We start from the raw sequence: 17785 nt of genomic DNA, 5'->3' as shown, positions 1-17785 counted from the left end.
CCTAAAAATACGAATATTTGTTCTGCTTTTTTAGGATGCCCCCTCATATCTTTATATTCTCGTTGTTCATAACAAAAAAAGGATAGTTGTAAGCGTACGGGACACTTACAATTATCCTTTATCTTTTTTACATGATAGAAGCAAACTACACCTTGGCTCCTGCAATTACTTTGAATTCTTTTCCATTTAGGATTTCCTTGCGCAATCGTAGCATTTTTTGATCCAAACTATTGGCTGCCTCAGCCGCTTCTGTTAATTCATGTAACACATAGGATGGTACTTGTTTATCGTATTTGTAAAACAAAATATGCTCGAGACTAGCCCAGAAATCCATGGCTAGGGTCCGTAGTTGAATTTCTGCGTTTACCCATTGAGTTCCTTCATTTAGCACGAGAGGCACTTGGACGATGAGGTGCAAGCTCTGATAACCATTTGGCTTTGGAGAGGCTATGTAATCTTTAATATCTACAAGGCGCAAATCTTCTCGCTGTTTAAAATGGTCCGCAATACGATAAATGTCTTCCACAAAGGCGCAAACGATACGAACACCAGCTACATCAAACAGCTTGTCTCGCACACTTTCCAACGTCTTGGGCAATCGTTTACGCTCCAGCTTATTCATGATACTAGCTGGTTCTTTTAAACGTGTTTTTATATGTTCAATGGGGGAATACCCGTCTTGCAATTTCCATTCTGTATTCACAATCATGATCTTCGTTTCCAATTCACGTAAGGCGAACTGGTAATGAAAGGCCATGTTTTTCCAGACTTCCATATTTTCTAGCATAGGTACGCTCCTTGTATCTTTTGTGACTTTTACGGCAAGCCATTGAATGCAGTTCATAGGCATGGTGAGCACAACAATGTTTATTATAACGGATGGTTGTGGGAGAAATATGTAAGCGGCGAAAAAGGACGTTGCCGATAGAACAGCAACGTCAGATAAGGATATATGTCATAATGTCCCTCAATTTTTTATGCTTTTAAACCGAAGCAGTTTGACGCTGAAAGCCTTTAAACCGTGTTCCTTGATAAGAGATAATACCGCGATCTCCTTCTACTAACAATCCATATTGCGGTCCAGTCAATTGAAATTCTTTGCGATCACCATCTGCAAATTCAAATGTGACATAATAAGAGGTGTGAGTAGAATGATTTTCAGAACCTCCAGACACTTGAAGACGTTTTGAAATAATGTGAGCTTGCTTATTTTCGAGAGGAGAATTGTTGTTTTTCGTCCAAATAAATAGGGAGAAACCAATAACAAAAACAAAACCACCAATTACAATAACAGGAATAACGGTAGACATAAAAGAGAGCATAGAATCAAGCATAGATGGTTCAGGATCGAACGTATTAGTAAAAAACAAAATGGAATCCTCCTAGTACAAAAATAGGGAATATTCACATGTATTATATCATAAGAAGTAGTTGTTTACAGTTTATACCACCTTGTGAATCAAAATAGGTGTCACATAGCCTTCTATAAGTGCCGCAAGTAGCACCAACGGTAAAATGACCAAAATATAGGTTTTAAGCGATTGGAATCCAGCTTTTCGGATGGAATAACGATGTCGATTAGGGGAAAAGAGGCGGCGAAACACAGTAATGCTTAGAAAAATGCCGACACTTCCACTTAAAAAGATCGCAATCATCTCGATAATGCCATGGGGAAGAATTCCGTAAACTAAGATATCTACCCAGGGTTTGTTCTGAATGGCAACCGACGCGAGCAGAATACTGATGGTGCTAATTGTCACTATAGCTGAGAAGGCAGGTAATATAATAAGTGGAATAATCCCTATTAACACGGAAAGAAAGGTCGCTTGTGCGTTATTTTTAAAAATAGACCAAAAAAAGTGTGTGGATGTACCGTCTGACTTGATACCTTTTGCATCAAAGGCTTGAGCAAGTGTTGTAAACAGTTCTTTGACCATCTGTGGATTTTGTACAATGAGTAAATAAAACACAATAGCGATCAACAAGGATACCACCATAATGATCCAAAAACTTTTCTTGTAATCATGCCTGAAGTGTTCCCATTCCTGAGCATATAAATCTCGTAGCATATCACTCACGCTCCTTATCGTCTAAAAGTAGTGGTATTTCTACCTAGATATGTATTCATAAAGGATTATTTTCATCCCATTTAGTGTAAATGATAAGGTATTAAAGCGTCACATGGCGAACCTCCATTCTCTAAATGTTACGATTACTTTTTAACAAAGATTCAAGCTCTAAATCATTCATTGGTTTGGGGATTTTTTCTTTTAATAAAGACCTGTGACCATATTTATATTTATACTTATATTTATATTATCCTTCAAGGAAATGTAAGAACCTGTTAGCGCATGAATGGTGATAGCGTGCGACGTTTGTAGAAAAAGAAAATGGAGTAGTTATTATAACTAAGTCAACTTATTGACTATATAAATGCCAAGTGGCAGTCTTGGAACATGACAAATTTGTTCCGGACTGCCACCTTTTATGAAACTATTGATTCCCGATAGTGCAACAATCGACCTCCGAATGTCGGACTGAATAAAACCCTCAGAGGGGAAAAAAGTGGTTTTCATTCCTGGGTTGTTCATTAGGTACTTGACATCATCCTCTTGTTGAGCTGTTCAAGCACAATTGGCCACGCCTGTTCATGCTGGTTCCTCGGCTCCTCTTCTGGAAACCCTGCGTGGGTAAGACGAAGTTGTGTACCCGCGCTGTGCGGTTCAAGCTCAACCGTGACAACCGTTTCAGCCCCCTTTGTTCCCCCAGCCCCAGTAACCCACGTTAATTCGACGAGACAATCTTGCTCAAGCCTCAGAAATCGTCCGTAATGCGGATGACGCTTCCCTTCAAAATGCGTCTCGAAAAAGAAAACCGTGTTGACTTCACCCTTCATTAACACCGATCCAGGAGCTGCAAACCAATGGTCGAACTGCTTCGTCCACGCTTGGAATAGTACGCCGGGCGATGAATCCATCAGGCGTTCCACCGTCAGACTAAACTGCCTTGTTGAAAGGTCAGGCATGGTAATAGGTATTGTCATCAAATATCAATCCTTTCGTTGAGTGGCGTTACAATAGTGCATAACTTAAGGGGTAAACAACTGATGCTGGTAAGGTGCGTCTTGTTTCGAGCAAGCTAAATACCTGAAGCCTATCTTCTCGTTAGAAGGATGGCGGCTCCTTTATAATCTCCATATCACGCCAAGCTATGACCTTATCAAAAAACTACTAGGTTGTCTTTTGAGGATATGAAATTAGTAAAAGGTTTCCAACAGAGATGTAAAATCTAAACTGTTGGAAACCTTTTTCATAGCCTGCGTGAAATCTTGTACTTCTGCTCATTTTTAAAAGAGGAATAGCGAGTTAATCATTTCTTACATAATGTGGTATATCAAATATTCGGAGGTGTGTTTTTGTGTTATACGATAACTACGATGATCTACAGAAGATTAGAGATGAAATGACGGAACCTGAATTGTTTGATTTTATGAGACGAAATCCAACAGACAATCACCGATTATATGCACGACGTTGTACATCTAGCTCTTCGTCGTCTTTCACCACTTTTTGCCCAATTACAGGTATAACCGGTCCAACCGGAGGAACAGGAGCAACGGGAGGAACAGGAGCGAACGGAGCAACGGGAGGAACAGGAGCAACGGGAGGAACAGGAGCAACGGGAGGAACAGGAGCAACGGGAGGAACAGGAGCGAACGGAGCAACGGGAGGAACAGGAGCGAACGGAGCAACGGGAGGAACAGGGGCGAACGGAGCAACGGGAGGAACAGGAGCGAACGGAGCAACGGGAGGAACAGGAGCAACGGGAGGAACAGGAGCAACGGGAGGAACAGGAGCAACGGGAGGAACAGGAGCGAACGGAGCAACGGGAGGAACAGGAGCGAACGGAGCAACGGGAGGAACAGGGGCGAACGGAGCAACGGGAGGAACAGGAGCGAACGGAGCAACGGGAGGAACAGGAGCGAACGGAGCAACGGGAGGAACAGGGGCGAACGGAGCAACGGGGGGAACAGGAGCAACCGGAGTTGGTTTGAATAGTTTTATTAGTGTATTCAGAAGTTTTTCTGGAACTGGAACCGATACAGTAGCTGCTTTTACTCCGATAACTTTCACAAACTTAAGTAGCAATGTTGGCAGTGCAATTCTTTTTACAGCCCCATCTGATACAATTACAATTTCACAATCAGGTTTTTATCTGTTTGATTTTGTCATTCATAATCAAGGAAGCGCAATTTTTAACTTGGAAATTGGGGGTGTTCCTGTAACACCAACACCTTTCACTGGGGATGGAGGGGGTCCAATTGCTGGTAGTATAATTTTAAATATTACTACTGTTCCGACTACTGTGCAGCTCGTGAATGCAAATAATTCGCCAGCACAGCTTCATAATAATACAAACACCACACTTACTATTTTAAAACTAACTCCCTAAATATAAGCATATACTGAAGTTCAGAATGGTTTACATCTTGGTTAGAGAAATTGAATTGAAAGACAACAGATTATATAGAATTGTACAAAATGGTCTGGCTTATACTTTTTGAAATAGATGGACCATTCGCTAGGTACAACTTCAAGAATCTAACAAATAAGGGGGCGCATAAAAGTGCTCCTTTTGTCTTACTCAAGCTCAACCTTAAAAACGTCAAACGCTGTTCCTGTATCAGAATAAAAAACGCACTAGAACTGGAACAACATCAGGAACTTTTGTAAATAACACGAAACAGTAATTATAGTAATAAAGCAATTGCAACTTTCAGATCAGCTGGAGGCACAGCTTTCATTAATATTATCTGGGAAGAACAAATAAGAGAGTGATAAAGTACGACCACCTACCCGTATAATAAAAAAATATAGGTCGTCACAACCTTGATGAGCTGGCTGATAGGATAAGGATTGCTAGTGGTCAGGAGCCGCGAAACCGATAGGAAGAATCCAAAACCTTCTGACAGATAATTGTTAAATATTATCACTAAAAATTCTCCTGAATGAAGGCGAAAAAGACAGCAGAAGGATGTCATGACTGGGAAAACAATGGTAAAATAGAAGAAGCAAAACCTTCTCCACCTAGAACGTAAACTTACCATGTCCAATTGTAAGCTTACAGTCCAAGCCAAGAGAAAGGAGTGTTACTTTGAACGATACAAAAAATCAAAAACTACGTTGGACTGCGTGGATTAGTTTGTCTTTGTTACTTCTTCTGGGCGCCTCCTTCCCGCATAATACCACAGTTTTATACCGCCTTTTACAGCAGATAGGCATTCCTACCAATATAGAAACTTTCCAAGTGGATGGCATTTTTCTTATATTATTATTTTTCTTTGTACTTGCCCTTTTCCTGAAAGAATACGGGGTAGGCAAAACAATTTTAATATTATGGATCGCTGTTCCGTTAGCAACTTCTCTTCTTATAGGTGGATTTCAACATTTTATTGCCACAGGTGTCTACGCACTTGATTATGAGAAAAAAAGAAGCTCCTGTAATTACAAAAAGACCTCAGATGGCTTGGTTAAAGGGAGTTGCCAATTCTATATTAAGAATTATGGCGGTAAAGAAGTCTATTTCTCCATAGATATGCCTTTTTCACCATTCAATACTAACAAAATTCAGCAGGAGCTTTTGCGTGAAGAATATGTGATTCAACCACGCTCTGAAGAAATTTTTGAAATGCCGTTTCAAATTCGACCTTATCAAATGATTCGGACTGACGAACCAGAGGAAATAGGGGGAGGTAGCATTACAAGCCCAGAAATTATGGTGCAGGCAGAGGGATATGAGCGGAGATTTTAGAAAGAAGTTTTTTTGATAATGAGCTTGAACAAGTTGGTACATAGCAAAAGCGCAAGAGGATATCCATACGGGTATCTTCATGCGCTTTTCGTTTTTTTCCAAAAGCATCTTTACATATCTACCGTTGCTTGAAATAAACACCGGCTATACAGACAAAATCAGCTGGGATGATTTACTCTGAACCAGCTATTAGTTTCCCAGTAGTAGTAAGCTGGCAGGTTCTTGCCCCCCTACTTGGCTTTCTCCGATAATTTCAACAGCGGCCGTGCGCAATTGGATCGGCAAGAAGGGGCTAGATGGGCCAATCTCAACATCGACTGCATGACAGCGAGTGGTTGGGAGGTCTTTTTATTTTGGCAGAACGATATCTAGAGTTTGCAAGCTAGAACCATCTGTTTTCACTGTTTTAAGCTGATAAGAGGATTCAGCGGGCCAGCCGATATCTTCTTGGAAAATTAGTTTGTTCTGTTTATGAAAATAGACAGGTGAACCAGCATACTTGTGTAATGTGGTGATTTGCTTTGCTTGTTGCGTTGCTATATCCATGGTGAACAGTTCATACTCAAACGTTTTTTTGGAAGAAGCAAGGGAAACAGCTGTAAAGGCAACTTGTTTATCATCCGGTGAAAAATGAACGTTATACATCTCAGGTGTTCCTAGCGCCTCGTTTACTGGCAAGTAGCTGGACAGTGTTTTCCCTTGTAAATCAGTGGCAAATATTGATAGTTTATCTTGAGTAAAGTCAGGCTTATCTGCTGTATTTGTAAATTTGGTGAAGAACAGTTTTTGTCCGTCCGATGATACAGACAGGTCTGACATTTGATATTCTTTATCGTTCGTAATTTGTCGTTTGTTTTTCCCCTGTATATCGATAGAAAAGATATCATAATCATGGGGGCGTTTGGAAGCGATTGGAGAGTAATTTTTAAATACCCCAGCTTTTAGAAAATAGATGGTTTGATTATCAGGAGCAAATGCTGCGTCTGTGATCAAATCATGCGGATCGGATAAATGCTGCAATTCAGAGCCATCTGCATTCATTATATAAAGAGCCTGTTCAGTAGTCTTATTTTCTACTGCTGTAGGTCGCACAAGAGCAAGAATCTTTTTCCCATCACTAGAGTAGACGGGCTGGAGCAAAGAATGACCAGGAAGACTTGCTAGCTTTTTGACACCTGTCCCATCTGGATTTGCTGTATAGAGACTAGCTACCCCATTAACCGAATAGGAAAATAAAATACGAGAATCATCTGGAGCAACATCAACACCTACCTCCAAACCTGTTTTTCCCGAATTCATTGCAGTAGTAGAAGCGTACAGAGAGCCTGTCACCCAAAGACCGATTGTAAGACAAAAAGCAATTCCTAAAAATAACCACTTGCGCGTTTTTTTGTTCATTTGTATCACCTCACGTGTTTTCTAAAAAGAACAGAAAAAGCCAACAGAAACAGCAGAGGAAATCCCAAGCAATAATCCTAGAAACGGCATACTACCGATTAACTTGTACTGTGTCCAATAAAAACCAGCCGAACATTAGAATACCACTTGCCCATTTTGACAGGGGATACAGCATAACTAACAGCAAAGTTAAGTTTGCTGTATGGATCACGTTTCTTTGCTTGCGCTCCGAGATGGTTAGATGCATAGGTTTTTTCCCGTATCCCCAAAACAAAAAGAGTAGAGTGAGTAGAATCAGAACCGTGCTTATCAGTAGTTTCCTCGGGAAGATTTTTTCTGGATTCCAATAGAACCAAAGCAATATGCTTCCAAGTAGCATTCCAGTTACCATAGGGAAAGGAAGAAATGCTTGCAAAATAAACAGGGAATACAAGTAATAAAAAATGGTGAACAGAATGGATCCTGCTCCCACAAGTACTAGTAGCAGGCGATAATGTGGAGATTGAGATTCTTGTAATTCCTCACCAATCTCCTGCTCGCCTCCAAAATCACGAATGGCTAGCCGCTCTGCTTCCTCTTGTGAATAGCCAGCTTGCAGATAATCCTGTTGTAGCTGGTGAAGATGGCCTAGGAATTCTTCTGTTAACTCAGCTCGATCCTGCTCGCTAAATTCCCCGTGCGACAAAATAGAGGAAACATACTCTTCCAATCGACTCATACATAACCCTTGGCTACCTTGCTCACCAGTGAGTGAATGGTGTTCCACTCCGATACTTTCCGCTGTAATTCTTCTGTGCCAGCATCCGTAATCTGATAATATTTGCGTCTTCCTTGGGCTTCATTGTCTCCCCAATAAGAGATGACCCATCCTTTTTTATGTAGTCGATTTAAGGCTGGATAGAGTGTGCCCTCACTCATGTGATATAAATTATCACTTTTTTCCTTTAGTTCTTTTGTAATTTCATAGCCATACATATCGCGTTCAGCGATCAAGGAGAGTAGTAAAATGTCGATGCTACCCTTCATTAGTTCCTTATCCAACAAGCTCAACTCCTTTTTTGCATTGTATAACGATGTATCTTGTATTGCAATACGATGTATGTAAAAGAAAGCAAATAAAAACAGCCCTTTCTTGGAACGGCTGTATTGCCATCCAATAATAGGGCTGTCTTAGGTAACGCATATGACTTGTTTGCTCATCATCATGCTGTTGTTTCGCTCCTATCTAGCTGGTCTTGGAAGTAACAGGGTGTTGAAAGGATTAGGTTACATCGCCTAGATCCCGCTGTGCTTCTAATTAAAATCCGTTAACTGCTTTGAATGCGTTCACGCGACCGTTTTGGTAGCTTGTGCCTGTAGCTGGGGTTTGATCAGCTGTAGACAAAACACGATCGACGATTTGTTTGTTCGTAGCACCTGGTTCTTTGCCCCAAGTCAATGCAAGAACGGATACAGCAACTGGAGTAGCCATGGACGTACCAGACATATTGGTGTAGCCACTGTTTTTGTAAGTAGAGTAAATATCTACACCAGGAGCAGCAATGTCAACCCAGCTTCCGTAGTTGGAGAAGTAAGCAAGTCCGTCGTTAGAATCAGTAGCAGCTACAGCAAGTACGTTGTTGTAAGCAGCTGGGTAAGAAAGAGAAGATGATCCGCTGTTACCTGCGGCAGCTACGATGATTTTGTTTTTGCCCCAAGCATAGTTAATGGCATCTTGGAAAGATTGTTGATAAGCTCCGCCACCAAGTGACATAGAGATGATGTCAGCTCCATTATCAGTAGCCCATGTTACGCCATTGATGATGTCAGCTGTATATCCAGATCCCTGTGCATTTAGTACTTTTACAGGAATAATTTTGGCTGAACCGTCAACACCGCTGACGCCAATTCCATTGTCACCGATGGCAGCAGCTAGACCTGCGCAGTGTGTACCATGACCATGGTCGTCGTTAGGTGTAGATGCACCAGAGACAAAGCTCTTACCAGGTAACAGGCTAGCCTGTAGATCAGGATGGTTTAATTGAACGCCAGTATCCAAGATAGCTACTTTCTTTTGAGATCCTTTAATAATGTCCCAAGCACCATAAGAGTTGATATTTTTGTGGTGCCATTGCTTATTGATCAGAGGATCATTTGGTGTGTAATCTACATGATACATCAGGTTAAATTCAACGGAATCTACATTTGGGTCTGCTAAATATTTTTGTCTAAATTCCTCAGCTTGTCCATCTGGAACTTTTACTAATTGCCATTCTGATTTGCCATTACCCAACTGTTCTACTTCTTCAGCACCTAAAGTAGAATGAATTTGCTCGGTGTTAATAGGTTGAAGGGTGTGTTTGAATTTTACCAATATTTCGTCATCTTTAAATTCACCAGCAGGAGCAGCAGCTTCCGTTTGTACTTGATGCTCAACCTTTTCAGTCATTGAAGCGAAAACATTGATAGGTAAAATCGTGGCTAACGCTGTGCAAAGAGATAGGACTTTTAGTGATTTTTTCATTTTTAACAACAACTCCCTTTAAAATATTTTGTTACTAGTCTAAATTATACGAAAATTACGAAAAAACACAATATATAACTTATCGACAAAAAATGTCTCAAAAGATAAAAATATGTCGAAATATTAATTTTTATTTACCTTTTTGTTGTATTGTTATTTCTAAGTGTGTTAAGGTCTTCTCTCAAAAAAATAGACCAAAGTGTTACGAGAGCTTACTATAGCTAGTTATCATTAGGAAAAATCTACCATCATCAAAATCCTATTCTGTAAAAACATTTTAGTAACATGTTAAAGGACGATGAAAAAAAACAGCTAGATTAGCTAAAAAATTTGTAGATTAGTTACAAGATTTGTTGGATGAATAAATAGAATAAAACATAATTTGGGAATATTAGAAAAATCAGGTTATTCACTTTGTGATTTCCACCCATTTCAAACTATAGCTAGCGCCAAATGGATGATAGGCTATTCCCTTTAGGTAAGACTTTGTCAATCTGGTTGCCCCTACTTGATAAACAGGGCCAATTACAGCATCGTTCATCAGGATTTTTTCTGCTTCCAGCGTTGAGTTCCAGCGTTCGTTGATATCGCTTGTTGTTTTTGTTCTAGCTGATTCTTCATGTATTCAGCAAGCTTTTTGCTTAAAGGACTATCGTAAGTGAGAAACTCTAAGGATACCTGCTTGGTTCCCAATTCTTGTTGGCCTGTTTTCCACAGTTCTTGTTAGACGTACGTCGTTAGTCTCTCCCTCCTTGGACGTGGTTTACTATTTTACTAATGCAAGTAATGTGCCTATTTGGGAAAGAGGCAAAACGAGAATTTTAACCATACAGAGCGCAGAGGGTGTCTTATAAGTCAAACAAGTAGACAGGGGGAGTGTATGATTCTTTTTGCGGGTAAAAACCGTTGGAGGACAAGTAAGAATCGTAAGGAGAAAGCAAAAAGACAGAAAAAAGCGAAAAAAAGAATAAAACCAAAAATGAGGAAAGCAAAAAACCTCAGGAATCATTCACAATGTAACACTCATATCACGATGCAAGGACGAAAAATGTTACTAACTTTCACTTTTCATCCCATAAGAGTGCTAGTGATTTCCAGAAGGTTTTTGGCAAGAAAAAATGGGGTATTAGGAAGTAATCGGGATAAGGAGCTTGTTCATCTTGTTATAAAGCGTTGCACGTGGGATCAGTGAGTTGGAGGTAGTGAATGAACTGGAATCATCTCGAGAACTAATTTATCTGTAAAAAACCGTATATTTGCAAGGTTTTTAATAGTATTGGAAGGTTTGTAAATAGATAGATAAATTGTTTTTTGTTTACATTGATACGCTAGATAGTTAAAATGTTATAGATAGGGTAGTATGTGAACGTATATATACCATAGATAAAGAGAAATAAAGTGAAGATAGACCTCCTTTTAGTGATATACGTAAGGGAGGTCTACTTCTTGTTATACATGGTGTGTCGTTAGAACTATTTCCTTTTCTGTCAATCGAGTAAAACACCCTTAAAACAAGCATGCTATAACTGGGGGTGTTAGCATGAAACGAATCTATACAGCTATTATACGGAGCTCAGCAATACTACTGACCCTTTCTCTATGGGGGTGTTCTACCCATTCTCCAGGTGGCACAAATACGCATATTGACATTCAAGAGTACAAAAGTGATCGTCGCAATAACCATGAGTTTGTAGAACCTGGACCAATGGCAATGATGTATAAAGGAAAAAATACAAATAGCTATCAGTTGACAGCCGTGGAAGAACGAGCCAAAAAAGTACCTGGAGTTCTTGATGCAAAAGCGATAGTTTTTGGAGATACCATGCTGATCGGTGTGATGACGGACGGAACTCCTAATGGAAAGTATGAACGAAAACCGATCCAGCGTGATCCAACAAGTGAATTACGACCGAAACTAAGTTTAAAATTAAATGTTGATGGACATGACAATCGAATTATCCGTGGGATTCGAGACACATTAATTCGTCAGGATAAGGTGCGTCTTGTCTTCATTACTCCTGATTTTAAAATGTACAAACGAATTTTATCCGTCCATGACAGATTGTTGGCAGGCCAACATGTGGACGAAAGTGAGTTCAGACGTTTAATTAATGATGTGGGAGCTTATACAGAAGGATTCAGTGCCAACTAGAGAATGATAGGTATGCGGGTACTTAGTAGAGTACCTGCTTCCTCGCTTTATGATAAACGTACAGAATGCTACAAAAGTTCAAGAAATTATATACATAAGAGTAAAGCAAGAGAGAGGATGACAAAAATGAAGAAAATATTAGTAGTAGACGATCAATAAAGAAGGCAAGCGGCTCTCCAACCTGCTGAATGATTTTTTAGATTGCAAAGAATGCAAGCAGGTAAACAAAATATTCATTTTATTCATGTCCAACTAGGTGAATTGTTGCAAGAACTATTGGAACAGTGGCAAGTAGGGCAAAATCATCATATTGTTCTTACTAAGCCGGAACAAAATATTTACGTGAAAGCAGATACAGATCAATTGACACAGGTGATTCATCAAATAACGGAAGTCTCCTCGATCTAACGAGAAGGAAAGCGAGTGGATGTGATATGTCGCCATGACTATGAATAAAAATCAAAAACATTTGCACGAAGCCCGTAAGCTATTTTTGCATGAATTAACGAATCAGTTAAGCAGCATGGAGGAACATCTGGAGCATTATGCTAATGAACAAAATTTGCAGTCTGCCCAAGAATTTTATCGAATCGCCCATACCTTGAAGGGTAGTGCACCTATCTTTGGACTGATGGCAATCGGTAAAGTGGCAGATTTACTGGTTCGAGAATTTGAATGGACACAAATGGATACCAGAAAAAGGCTAGCGCCTGACCAAATTGGTATGGTTAACATGCTAATTGGCCAATTAAAAATGGAACAAAGTTTTAGTAAGGAAGAAATTTTACATGAAGAGAAACAGGAAGAATATCTGTTGCTAAATAAACAAGCATATCGACTCCTATTAATTGACGACGATGATGTATTGCGCACCTATCTTGTCAAACGTCTTTCTCAAGAAGGCTATCAAGTCGAAGAGGCAGCCAATGTGGAAGAGGCCAAGCAATTATTACGGGAGCATACCTTTGATTTAATCACGTTGGATTTGATGATGCCCCCACAATCTGGGTATGAGATTTTTGACTTTGTGAGAAATGATATGGTGTTAAAGTGGATTCCGCTCATCGTGTTATCTGGAAGAAAAGATAGCGAGGATAAGGTAAGGTGCTATCGGATGGGAGCAGACCACTATGTGACCAAACCATTTCATTTTGAGGAGTTGGAAGCATGTATCTACCGCTTGCTTACGAGAACTCAGCACTATGAACAGATGGCTTTCCGTGATCCGTTAACTGGAGTGAACAATCGCCGCTATTTTGACCATCAATTACAAGTGGAATTGGCACAAACACGTAGGCAGCAGGAACCTAATTCACTTGCCTTTATTGATATTGATTATTTTAAAAAGATTAATGACATCTACGGACATCATATCGGTGATTTGGTTTTGCAAGGGTTAAGCTACAAAATCCAACAAAACTTACGTGCAACAGATTTGTTAGCACGTTATGGCGGTGAAGAATTTGTTATCGCCTTCCCTGGCACAACAGCTGAACAGGCTACAATGGTCTTAGAGCGGATTCTTGCTCAGTTACAGCAAGATCCTGTTGTGCAATTAGATGGTCAGAATTTTCATATCACGTTCTCTGCTGGTGTAGCAGAGTGGGATGAAATGATGTCGAAACAAAAATGGATGGAGCAGGCTGATCACGCCATGTATGAGGCGAAGCGTCAAGGGCGTAATCGAGTTGTTCGAGCCAAATTAAACATGGAAGAACCCCAGAACAATTTGGATTCCAACAAGAAAAAACGGTTGCTTCTGGCAGACGATGATCAAATTATTCGTTCGATCTTAAAAGCAAGGCTTGCCCATCCAGAAGTAGATATTATAGAAGCAGCAGATGGGGAAGAAGCGTTGAAAGTAATGAGGAAAAATAGACCGCATCTCTGTATTTTAGATGGAATTATGCCGAAAATGGATGGGTTTTCGTTATTGAAGATTATTCGACAAGATCAGAATCTACGCAAAATGAAAGTAATGATGCTTTCACACCGAAATAGTGAGGGCGACATCGTTCAAGGATTGTCGTTAGGGGCAGACGATTATATGTCGAAGCCATTTTCCATGGTTGAGTTGGAATTGCGTGTAAAGAGATTGTTACATTTACAGTAATGAAAATCGACCTAAATAAGTAAGCATGTATGTACATGAAAAAGGAGCAAGAAGCTTGATACCAAGGGCTTCTTACTCCTTCTTCTATAAGAAATAAAGTATGTAAGTAAAAGAAAAGACATCATTTCCTTGGAAATAGTGCCTTAGATCGACAAAAAGGAACATAAATAAAATGATCACAAGTCGCCTGCGCCTTTACGTAATTTCACTAAAAGATGTAATAATTGCTGTTGCTCGTCTTTTGATAATGGGGCAAAGAAACTATTTTGGTAATGCTCACGGATTTTCACTAATGATTCTTCTACCAAGCTTTGGTATTTATCTACTAACTTGACCACATAGCTACGGGAATCTTGGGGATGTGCTTCCTTATAAATAAATCCCTTTTTAAATAACCCTGGCAAAATTCGAGAGATAGTCGTTTTGTCACGTAAGGTAATCTCCCCTAGTTCTGTTGGGGTAACACCATTTGTTTTATATAATACAGCTAGCATTTGCCACTGTTCAGGGGTTAGATCGTAAGGCTTTAATACCTTATTAGTTTCCTCACGGGTAAGCTGACCAATTCGATGAAGATTATGACCTAAACTATTGCATACATCAGCTAAGTACGAGCTAGGGTTCATAAACAGGGTCCTTTCCATTCAAAAAAAGCCTTTTCTTCTTATATAACCACAGATAGAAAGCTTCGTCAAAGCGTGGAAAGTGACGACTTTGTGCAAATGAATTTTATGGCTGGCTCATTCTCTGAAAGATAAGCCTGTCTATAATAAAAAAATAAGCATATTAGAATGGCGGCCAAAGTGTTTATTTTCGTGATCCTGATCAAATCATGCTGGAACTACATACAAGTACTTTGCAATATAGAATGAGTAATTGGACCTAACAAGGCAAGGATACTTATTAATGACAAAAAACTCATATTTATCCCTTTTTCCATCGGGATATAGGGAATGTTTCAACTTGAAATGAGTAGTAACAGTGGATAAAATGAACTAAAGATTGTGGTTCTTAAGATTTATTCCCGATTAATATGAAAAAGCGTCCTGTTAGAGGGAGTATCAAAATGAGATAACGATATGGCGGAGCGGGCGGTCTTTATTTTGGCAAAATGCTGGAGGCCTACAAAAAACAAGCTCATCATGACTCTTTAACAGAAGTCCTGGTCAATCGGCAGTTTTTTAAGATGATGGACAGGGAGATACATAAAGCGAAAAACAACGTGATTGCCTATATTGTGGTCCCGTGGGTGGTGAGATGGAAATTTGGCATCGAGAGACCAGTCACATTTCCTTACAATAAGATGAAAACATATACATGAATGCATGTAACAACGCACACAATAGAAAAGAGAGTACGAAACCGGGGTACGACCTGGTTTTTTTAATGGATAAAATTGAATAGAAGATGGTCTGATACAAAAGGACCTACTGATTGGCAAGTAAACATTTTGTTAACAATTTGTTACCAAACAACAGACAACCGCCTAAATGATTCCAGTAAATCTGTGCCTGAATTAAGATTAAATGAAAATCAAGACATTTATTGTGTATTTTTTCTGAAGGTATTTGTGTATTTTTTTACAAAAAAAAGTGAGTCAGTGTGCTGAAAACCCTGTCATCTAGCGGTTCATCAAATCTTATTAATATCTTTACAAAAACTTAACATAGTTTATGTCGAATTTTGACTATAAATCAATTTACGTAGAAAAACATGTTTTATATAATCGTAGAGGTGATAATTCTGAAGGAGTGAGATTTCTTCCATGATCAAATCTAACAAAACAACATTCTTCGATCTTTTTGAACAGCAAGCTGCGACTGTACATAAAGGTTCCCATCTCTTTTTTGAAATGGTAAGTAACTACCAAAATTTACAGGAGAGAGTAGCTGAGATTAAAGCAGTTGAAAAGGAAGGCGACGCTGTTGTTCGTCAAATAATGAACCAATTAAACTCAACATTTATCACACCGTTGGAACGTGAGGATATTCACGCGTTGGCTCATACGCTTGATTCCGTTATTGACTTGATTGATGGTACCGCAGAATGCATGTATCTCTACCAAGTGAAACAAGTAGACAAGCGTGTACTAGCTCAAGCAAATATCTTACATCAACTAACTTCTAAACTAATCGAATTGATTCGGACTCTGCGTAAACTGGATCATAAAGTGGTAGAAGGTATCGCAAAAGATATCAAAACCCTTGAACATGAATCAGACGCGAATTATCGCAAAATGGTCTCTGAGTTGTTAAATACACCAGGGCAAGACCCAATTGAAGCGATTAAGTTAAAAGAGATTTATGAGAAACTGGAAGACTGTGCGGACTTTGCTGAGGACGTTTCTAATCTGGTTGAAGGGATTGTGCTGAAGAATGCTTAATCTGTCGCCAGAAATGATCATCCTGATTCTCGTGGTGATTATGGCTTTAAGCTTTGACTTTATCAACGGGTTCCATGATACGGCCAATGCAATTGCGACTTCTGTTTCAACCCGCGCGTTAAGCCCGCGTACGGCTATTCTTATGGCTGCTGTCTTTAATTTGATCGGTGCACTCACTTATACGGGTGTTGCCAAAACGATTGGTAGCGATATCGCTAATCCATTTGAATTGCAAAATGGGTTGGTCGTAGTACTTGCTGCATTGGTGGCTGCTATCCTTTGGAATCTGATTACCTGGTGGTTCGGGATTCCTAGTTCTTCTTCACATGCGTTAATCGGCGGGATTGCTGGTGCGGTTGTAGGTGCAGAAGGCTTAGGGGCGGTTAATTATAGTGGATTTATAAAAATCATTCAGGGTTTGATTGTATCTCCGCTTATTGCCTTTGCATTAGGATTTATTGTTATCAAGATTGTTTCTAAAATCGTTGCTAACATGCCATATCACAAAACCAACAAAGGCTTCCGTTACTTACAGGTGCTATCTGCTTCTTGGCAAGCATTTAGTCACGGGGCCAACGATGCCCAGAAGACAATGGGGATCATCACTTTTGCTATGGTATCAGGTGGATTTACGACATCAACGGACATTCCTTTGTGGGTAAAAGTGTCCGCGGCTCTCGCAATGGCATTTGGTACTTCTGTTGGAGGATGGAGAATTATCAAAACTCTAGGTGGCAAGATTATGAAAATCAAGCCTATTTCTGGGTTCTCTGCTGATATTTCCTCTGCATTTATCATTACGCTATTTACAATCTTGAAATTGCCGGTTAGTACAACACATGTAATCTCCTCTGCTATCATGGGGGTAGGTGCTTCACAGAAGTTCTCTGCTGTAAAGTGGGGCGTTGCGGGACGTATCATCTTCACGTGGGTAATTACACTTCCATCAGTAGCTCTATTAGCTGCCATCAGTTATCGTGTACTTGATGTATTTTTCTAAGATCATACTAAAATAAATCTGTAAAGCCTAAAAGCTAGGACACTCCTGTTAATCGTTGCCAGAGAGTGGGCCTAGCTTTTATTTCGATTTTTTGAATGGAATGAAAAGGGATATAGCATAAGTGATTTTGACGTAAGAGGATTCCAGCCCCGTCAAAATCATAAAACACGCCTTCTTCCGTGTGATGGGAGGTAAGGGTATTCGTTGTGTTTGTTTGTTGATAATACACAATGACAAAGTGATCCAGATATTCTTCTAAAAGCTCACTGGTCATTCTATCATCTCCTTCTTATCAGAAATGCCAGTCGATTATGACTGTATATCCATTATGACCCTTCCATATTTCTTTTAAACGAGAAGGAAGCCTTTTTTAGATAATCGTTCTTCTCTCATCAAAATAAAAGCATCCTGTTCCCCATTCTTAG

At 39.7% G+C, this 17785-nt stretch carries 18 protein-coding genes and 3 pseudogenes; 10 read left to right on the top strand and 11 right to left on the bottom strand.

All coding sequences use genetic code 11. The features are described from left to right. Window positions 1–145 precede the first annotated feature (145 nt). The 5 genes from EEL30_23945 to EEL30_23925 form a co-directional block, all read right to left on the bottom strand. Complete coding sequence (locus EEL30_23945) at window positions 146–787, bottom strand: GTP pyrophosphokinase family protein (protein QDX95074.1); 642 nt, start codon at window positions 785–787, stop codon at window positions 146–148. Window positions 788–983: 196 nt separating this feature from the next. Continuing rightward, entirely contained in the window at window positions 984–1334 is a 351-nt protein-coding gene (locus tag EEL30_23940) for a DUF2500 domain-containing protein (GenBank protein ID QDX95871.1), read from the bottom strand. 108 nt (window positions 1335–1442) lie between these two features. After that, complete coding sequence (locus EEL30_23935) at window positions 1443–2069, bottom strand: stage II sporulation protein M (protein QDX95073.1); 627 nt, start codon at window positions 2067–2069, stop codon at window positions 1443–1445. A gap of 339 nt (window positions 2070–2408) precedes the next feature. Beyond that, complete coding sequence (locus EEL30_23930; protein ID QDX95072.1) at window positions 2409–2591, bottom strand: hypothetical protein; 183 nt, start codon at window positions 2589–2591, stop codon at window positions 2409–2411. After that, window positions 2591–3043: an SRPBCC domain-containing protein gene (locus EEL30_23925; GenBank protein QDX95071.1), complete on the bottom strand. Its 453-nt coding sequence runs from the start codon at window positions 3041–3043 to the stop codon at window positions 2591–2593. The genes EEL30_23930 and EEL30_23925 overlap by 1 nt, the downstream gene beginning before the upstream one ends. A 374-nt stretch (window positions 3044–3417) precedes the next feature. On the opposite strand from EEL30_23925, the gene EEL30_23920 reads away from it, so the two are divergent. Beyond that, the gene (locus EEL30_23920) at window positions 3418–4452 is read left to right on the top strand and encodes a hypothetical protein (protein ID QDX95070.1); all 1035 of its coding nucleotides are present in this window, start codon (window positions 3418–3420) and stop codon (window positions 4450–4452) included. A 702-nt stretch (window positions 4453–5154) separates the two neighbouring features. Then, window positions 5155–5811, top strand: a complete 657-nt coding sequence (locus EEL30_23915) for a hypothetical protein (protein ID QDX95069.1) — start codon at window positions 5155–5157, stop codon at window positions 5809–5811. 348 nt (window positions 5812–6159) lie between these two features. On the opposite strand, the gene EEL30_23910 is transcribed toward EEL30_23915, so the two are convergent. From EEL30_23910 to EEL30_23895, 4 genes and pseudogenes are all read right to left on the bottom strand, one after another. Next, window positions 6160–7209: a hypothetical protein gene (locus tag EEL30_23910; protein QDX95068.1), complete on the bottom strand. Its 1050-nt coding sequence runs from the start codon at window positions 7207–7209 to the stop codon at window positions 6160–6162. A 21-nt stretch (window positions 7210–7230) separates the two neighbouring features. After that, a pseudogene (locus tag EEL30_23905) lies at window positions 7231–7927 on the bottom strand (hypothetical protein). Next, window positions 7924–8250 carry a PadR family transcriptional regulator gene (locus EEL30_23900; protein QDX95067.1) on the bottom strand — a complete coding sequence of 109 codons (327 nt, stop codon included), beginning with the start codon at window positions 8248–8250 and terminating at the stop codon, window positions 7924–7926. The pseudogene EEL30_23905 and the gene EEL30_23900 overlap by 4 nt, the downstream one beginning before the upstream one ends. A gap of 256 nt (window positions 8251–8506) precedes the next feature. Beyond that, window positions 8507–9712, bottom strand: coding sequence for a peptidase S8 (locus EEL30_23895; GenBank protein QDX95066.1), 1206 nt, complete (start codon window positions 9710–9712; stop codon window positions 8507–8509). Window positions 9713–10592: 880 nt separating this feature from the next. Here EEL30_23895 and EEL30_23890 point away from each other — a divergent pair. From EEL30_23890 to EEL30_23875, 4 genes are all read left to right on the top strand, one after another. After that, window positions 10593–10904, top strand: a complete 312-nt coding sequence (locus EEL30_23890; protein QDX95065.1) for a hypothetical protein — start codon at window positions 10593–10595, stop codon at window positions 10902–10904. A 348-nt stretch (window positions 10905–11252) separates the two neighbouring features. Then, on the top strand, window positions 11253–11864 hold the full coding sequence (locus EEL30_23885; GenBank protein ID QDX95064.1) for a hypothetical protein: 612 nt from the start codon (window positions 11253–11255) through the stop codon (window positions 11862–11864). 210 nt (window positions 11865–12074) lie between these two features. Further along, the gene (locus EEL30_23880; GenBank protein ID QDX95063.1) at window positions 12075–12272 is read left to right on the top strand and encodes a hypothetical protein; all 198 of its coding nucleotides are present in this window, start codon (window positions 12075–12077) and stop codon (window positions 12270–12272) included. Window positions 12273–12306: 34 nt separating this feature from the next. Then, the gene (locus EEL30_23875) at window positions 12307–13977 is read left to right on the top strand and encodes a response regulator (GenBank protein QDX95062.1); all 1671 of its coding nucleotides are present in this window, start codon (window positions 12307–12309) and stop codon (window positions 13975–13977) included. A gap of 176 nt (window positions 13978–14153) precedes the next feature. Here EEL30_23875 and EEL30_23870 read toward each other — a convergent pair whose 3' ends face one another. Beyond that, window positions 14154–14603 carry a MarR family transcriptional regulator gene (locus EEL30_23870; protein QDX95870.1) on the bottom strand — a complete coding sequence of 150 codons (450 nt, stop codon included), beginning with the start codon at window positions 14601–14603 and terminating at the stop codon, window positions 14154–14156. A gap of 167 nt (window positions 14604–14770) precedes the next feature. On the opposite strand from EEL30_23870, the pseudogene EEL30_23865 reads away from it, so the two are divergent. The 4 genes and pseudogenes from EEL30_23865 (at window position 14771) to EEL30_23850 (ending at window position 17360) form a co-directional block, all read left to right on the top strand. Continuing rightward, a pseudogene (locus EEL30_23865) lies at window positions 14771–14863 on the top strand (glutathione transferase). Window positions 14864–15070: 207 nt separating this feature from the next. Continuing rightward, window positions 15071–15193 (top strand): annotated as a pseudogene (locus tag EEL30_23860) (GGDEF domain-containing protein). A 549-nt stretch (window positions 15194–15742) separates the two neighbouring features. Continuing rightward, window positions 15743–16360 carry a DUF47 domain-containing protein gene (locus EEL30_23855; protein ID QDX95061.1) on the top strand — a complete coding sequence of 206 codons (618 nt, stop codon included), beginning with the start codon at window positions 15743–15745 and terminating at the stop codon, window positions 16358–16360. Then, window positions 16353–17360: an inorganic phosphate transporter gene (locus EEL30_23850; GenBank protein QDX95060.1), complete on the top strand. Its 1008-nt coding sequence runs from the start codon at window positions 16353–16355 to the stop codon at window positions 17358–17360. The genes EEL30_23855 and EEL30_23850 overlap by 8 nt, the downstream gene beginning before the upstream one ends. Window positions 17361–17394: 34 nt before the next feature. Here the strand turns inward: EEL30_23850 and EEL30_23845 are convergent, their stop codons facing one another. Beyond that, window positions 17395–17634, bottom strand: a complete 240-nt coding sequence (locus EEL30_23845; protein QDX95059.1) for a hypothetical protein — start codon at window positions 17632–17634, stop codon at window positions 17395–17397. Between the last annotated feature and the right edge of the window lie 151 nt (window positions 17635–17785).

Origin of the sequence: Brevibacillus laterosporus, from assembly GCA_007833815.1 — a bacterium.
In the GTDB taxonomy this organism is placed as follows: Bacteria; Bacillota; Bacilli; order Brevibacillales; family Brevibacillaceae; genus Brevibacillus_B; species Brevibacillus_B laterosporus_D.
The sequence above is the reverse complement of the archived record's forward strand: the minus strand, read 5'-3'. Positions and strand labels throughout refer to the sequence as shown.

Coding starts and splice junctions, on each gene's coding strand:
- EEL30_23930 (QDX95072.1), bottom strand. CDS start 2,591: ATGAACAACCCAGGAATGAAAACCACTTTTTTCCCCTCTGAGGGTTTT.
- EEL30_23870 (QDX95870.1), bottom strand. CDS start 14,603: ATGAACCCTAGCTCGTACTTAGCTGATGTATGCAATAGTTTAGGTCAT.
- EEL30_23885 (QDX95064.1), top strand. CDS start 11,253: ATGAAACGAATCTATACAGCTATTATACGGAGCTCAGCAATACTACTG.
- EEL30_23875 (QDX95062.1), top strand. CDS start 12,307: ATGACTATGAATAAAAATCAAAAACATTTGCACGAAGCCCGTAAGCTA.
- EEL30_23940 (QDX95871.1), bottom strand. CDS start 1,334: ATGCTTGATTCTATGCTCTCTTTTATGTCTACCGTTATTCCTGTTATT.
- EEL30_23850 (QDX95060.1), top strand. CDS start 16,353: ATGCTTAATCTGTCGCCAGAAATGATCATCCTGATTCTCGTGGTGATT.
- EEL30_23845 (QDX95059.1), bottom strand. CDS start 17,634: ATGACCAGTGAGCTTTTAGAAGAATATCTGGATCACTTTGTCATTGTG.
- EEL30_23890 (QDX95065.1), top strand. CDS start 10,593: ATGATTCTTTTTGCGGGTAAAAACCGTTGGAGGACAAGTAAGAATCGT.
- EEL30_23935 (QDX95073.1), bottom strand. CDS start 2,069: ATGCTACGAGATTTATATGCTCAGGAATGGGAACACTTCAGGCATGAT.
- EEL30_23880 (QDX95063.1), top strand. CDS start 12,075: ATGCAAGCAGGTAAACAAAATATTCATTTTATTCATGTCCAACTAGGT.
- EEL30_23945 (QDX95074.1), bottom strand. CDS start 787: ATGCTAGAAAATATGGAAGTCTGGAAAAACATGGCCTTTCATTACCAG.
- EEL30_23855 (QDX95061.1), top strand. CDS start 15,743: ATGATCAAATCTAACAAAACAACATTCTTCGATCTTTTTGAACAGCAA.
- EEL30_23925 (QDX95071.1), bottom strand. CDS start 3,043: ATGACAATACCTATTACCATGCCTGACCTTTCAACAAGGCAGTTTAGT.
- EEL30_23910 (QDX95068.1), bottom strand. CDS start 7,209: ATGAACAAAAAAACGCGCAAGTGGTTATTTTTAGGAATTGCTTTTTGT.
- EEL30_23895 (QDX95066.1), bottom strand. CDS start 9,712: ATGAAAAAATCACTAAAAGTCCTATCTCTTTGCACAGCGTTAGCCACG.